Raw genomic sequence first — 3019 nt, 5'->3', positions numbered from 1 at the left:
GGGCATGAACTCCACCGGCAGCGCGACGAGATGGCGGGAGATCCAGGACGAGAGCCAGGTCAGCTCGGACTCGTCGACGGCCAGCCGGAGATCGGGCAGCCGCAGCAGCAGGGTGTCGATGGCGGTGTCGGTGATGGCACGGCCGATGTCCTGCCCCGGGCATTCGTGGGGGCCGCCGCTGAAGGCGAGGTGGGACCGGTTGCCGTACATGGGGGCGGCGATGTCGGGGCGGATGGCCGGATCGACGTTTCCGGCGGCCAGTCCCAGCAGCAGCATGTCCCCGGCCTTGATCTGCTGACCGCCCAGCTCGGTGTCCCCGGTGGCCCAGCGGCCGGGGACGACGGTGAGCGGGGGCTCGTTCCACAGCACGTGCTCGATGGCGTCCGGCAGGGTCATCTGGCCGCCGGCCAGGGTGGCGCGGAAGCGCGGGTCGGTGAGGACCATGCGCAGCGTGTTGGCCATCAGATTGGTGGTGGTCTCGTTCCCGGTGAGCAGCACCAGCCGCAGATGCTGGACGACCTCCTCCTCGGTGAGCCCGGAGGGGTGGGCCAGCAGCCAGGACGCCAGGTCCTCGCCGGGGCTGGCGCGTCTGCGTTCCACCAGGCCCTGGAGGGCCTCGGTGACGTACGCGTCGCTGCGCAGGGCCGTCTCGGTGCCCTTCATCAGGTCCCGGGTGGACTCCACCAGCCGCGGCCCGTACTCGTCGGGCATGCCCAGCAGATGGGTGAGGACGAGCATGGGCAGCCGCTGGGCGAAGGCCGTGACCAGTTCGGCGCCGCCGTCGGCGCAGAAGTCGTTGACCAGCTGGTGGGTGAAGCGGGTCACATGGCGGCGGATGCCCCGCCGGTCGAAGCGCCCCATCGACTCGGTGAGGGCGGCCCGCAGCCGCTCGTGCTCGGCGCCGTCGGCGAAGGTGCACATCGGCTGCCAGCCGACCACCGGCAGCAGGGGCGAGTCGGCGGTGATCCTGCCGTCCTTCCAGGCGTGCCAGTGGCGGGAGTCGCGGGAGAAGCGGGAGGGGGTGCGGGACACCTCCAGGTTCTCCCGGTAGCCCAGCAGCAGCCAGGCCGGTACGTCGCCGTCCAGCACGATCGGGGCCACCGCGCCGTGCTCGGCGCGCAGCCGCTCGTACAGGCCCATCGGGTCCTTCTCGTTCTCGGGCCCGAGGAGGTCCACCGGACCGCTGCCGGACGGCGCGGGGTGGACGGGGCACCGGGCGGGCGCCGGGCCGGCGGGCCCGGTGCCGAAGTCGTCGGGAGGAGGGGTCACGGAGTCTCCGGGGTCACGGTGTGGAGGGATTGCAGATAGCGCACGAGGGCGAGGAGGGTGTCGCGGCTGGAGGCCCGGTCGCGGGCATCGCAGTCGATCATCGGTACGGAGTCCGGCAGATCCATGGCCGCGCGCAGTTCCGCCGTGGGGTGGACGGGGGCGCCGGGGAAGGCGTTGACCGCGACCACGAAGGGCACACCGCGCTCCTCGAGCCGGCCGACCGCGTCGAAGCTGACCTCCAGCCGGCGGGTGTCGATCAGGACCACGGCGCCCAGGGCGCCCTCGAACAGGCCGTCCCACAGGAACCAGAACCGCTCCTGGCCGGGGGTGCCGAACAGGTAGAGCACCAGCTTGTCGTTGAGGCTGATCCGGCCGAAGTCCATCGCGACGGTGGTCTCGGTCTTGCGCTCGACCCCGGCGATGTCGTCCACCCCCACCCCGGCCTGGGTCATGGTCTCCTCGGTGGTCAGCGGGCGGATCTCGCTCACCGAGCCGACCATGGTCGTCTTGCCGACCCCGAACCCTCCGACGATCACCACCTTGACGGCGGCGGCCACGGAGGCCGGGAGGAGGTCCTCGCCGCGCGGTCCGGCGGTTCCCTCAGAGGTTCTGTAGTCCATGCATCACCGCCTGCAGCAGTTCGGGGTCGGGCAGCTCGGCGGCCGGGACCGGCGCCCTGACCTCCACCCGGCCGTCCTCGAGCAGCCCCGCGAGGAGCACGGTGACGGTGGAGACGGGCAGGACCAGATACGCGGAGATCTCCGCCACCGAGAGCGGGAACTGGCACATCCTCAGCACGGCGGCTTGCTCCGGCGCCGTCCCCGGCTCCGGTTCCGCGCGGGCCACGATCAGGCTGACGAGCTCGACGGGCCGGGGCGGGGATGGCTGCGGCCCGTGGTTCTGGTCGACGGCGTAGAGCCGCTCGGGGCCGCCCTCGTCCCACGCCTTGCCGGTTGCGCTCATGTCACCCGTCCGTCGGCGCGCGGCGGACTGCTGAGGTGTTCGCCGAGCCGGGCGACCAGGTCTCTCATGCACTGGCCCATCAGCCCGGCGTCCACGCCGTCATCGGCGAGCACCGCCAGGTAGGAGCTGGTGCCGGCCGCCATCAGGTAGAAGAACCCGCCGTCGACCTCGATGACGACCAGCCGCATCCGCCCGTCCCCGTCGGGGAATTCGGCGGCGATCGCACCCGACAGGCTCTGCAGGCCGGCGCAGGCGGCGGCCAGCCGGTCGGCGGTGTCCTTGTCGGTGCCGATCTGGGCCATGCACAGGCCGTCCGAGGACAGCAGGACCACGTGGCGGGTCTGCGGAACGCTGGTCGCCAGGTCCCGGAGCATCCAGTCCATGTTGAACCGCGGTTGCGTCACTTGCCTACTCATCCTTGTCCGACGGGTGCGGGGGGTGCGGGGTGGTCCGGGCGTCCGGGGCGTCCGGGGTGTCCGGGGTGCGCGGGCCGCTGGGGCCCTCGCGGGCGTCCGGGGCGGCCGGCGGGCCCGGGGGGCCGGTACCGGCGTCCGGCTCCGGGATCGGTTCGCCGTTGAGCCCCTTGTGGAACGCGTCCAGCCAGATCCCCGGCTGCACGGGCGGCCGGTCCGGTTCGCCCGGCGGGGGCGGTTCCGCCGGGGGCGCGCTCCGGGCCCGGAGGGGCGGGGTGACCGTGGGCGATCCGGCGGCGGCGCTGCGGGAGCCCGGCGCGTTCTGCGGAAGCGGGCCGGGGCGGCCTCNCGGAGGCGGACCGGTCCCGGTCGGG

The 3019-nt window shown here is 73.3% G+C and carries 4 protein-coding genes; all 4 read right to left on the bottom strand.

What is annotated here, in order from left to right; genetic code table 11:
• Positions 1-1269 (bottom strand): cytochrome P450 (locus AXW62_RS34775; RefSeq protein WP_060947954.1); only part of this gene is annotated, 1269 nt, incomplete at its 3' end.
• Positions 1266-1889, bottom strand: coding sequence for a GTP-binding protein (locus AXW62_RS34770; protein WP_030828865.1), 624 nt, complete (start codon positions 1887-1889; stop codon positions 1266-1268). The genes AXW62_RS34770 and AXW62_RS34775, both read right to left, overlap by 4 nt.
• Positions 1870-2232 carry a DUF742 domain-containing protein gene (locus AXW62_RS34765; RefSeq protein WP_030828864.1) on the bottom strand — a complete coding sequence of 121 codons (363 nt, stop codon included), beginning with the start codon at positions 2230-2232 and terminating at the stop codon, positions 1870-1872. Before AXW62_RS34765 ends, AXW62_RS34770 begins: the two co-directional genes overlap by 20 nt.
• Positions 2229-2648, bottom strand: a complete 420-nt coding sequence (locus AXW62_RS34760) for a roadblock/LC7 domain-containing protein (RefSeq protein ID WP_030828862.1) — start codon at positions 2646-2648, stop codon at positions 2229-2231. Before AXW62_RS34760 ends, AXW62_RS34765 begins: the two co-directional genes overlap by 4 nt.
• Between the last annotated feature and the right edge of the window lie 371 nt (positions 2649-3019).

It is taken from the genome of Streptomyces hygroscopicus subsp. hygroscopicus, assembly GCF_001553455.1.
In the GTDB taxonomy this organism is placed as follows: Bacteria; Actinomycetota; Actinomycetes; order Streptomycetales; family Streptomycetaceae; genus Streptomyces; species Streptomyces hygroscopicus.
The sequence above is the reverse complement of the archived record's forward strand: the minus strand, read 5'-3'. Positions and strand labels throughout refer to the sequence as shown.

Bases quoted from the DNA above. Each gene is read 5' to 3' on its own strand.
- AXW62_RS34760 (WP_030828862.1), bottom strand. From the start codon at position 2,648: ATGAGTAGGCAAGTGACGCAACCGCGGTTCAACATGGACTGGATGCTC.
- AXW62_RS34770 (WP_030828865.1), bottom strand. From the start codon at position 1,889: ATGGACTACAGAACCTCTGAGGGAACCGCCGGACCGCGCGGCGAGGAC.
- AXW62_RS34765 (WP_030828864.1), bottom strand. From the start codon at position 2,232: ATGAGCGCAACCGGCAAGGCGTGGGACGAGGGCGGCCCCGAGCGGCTC.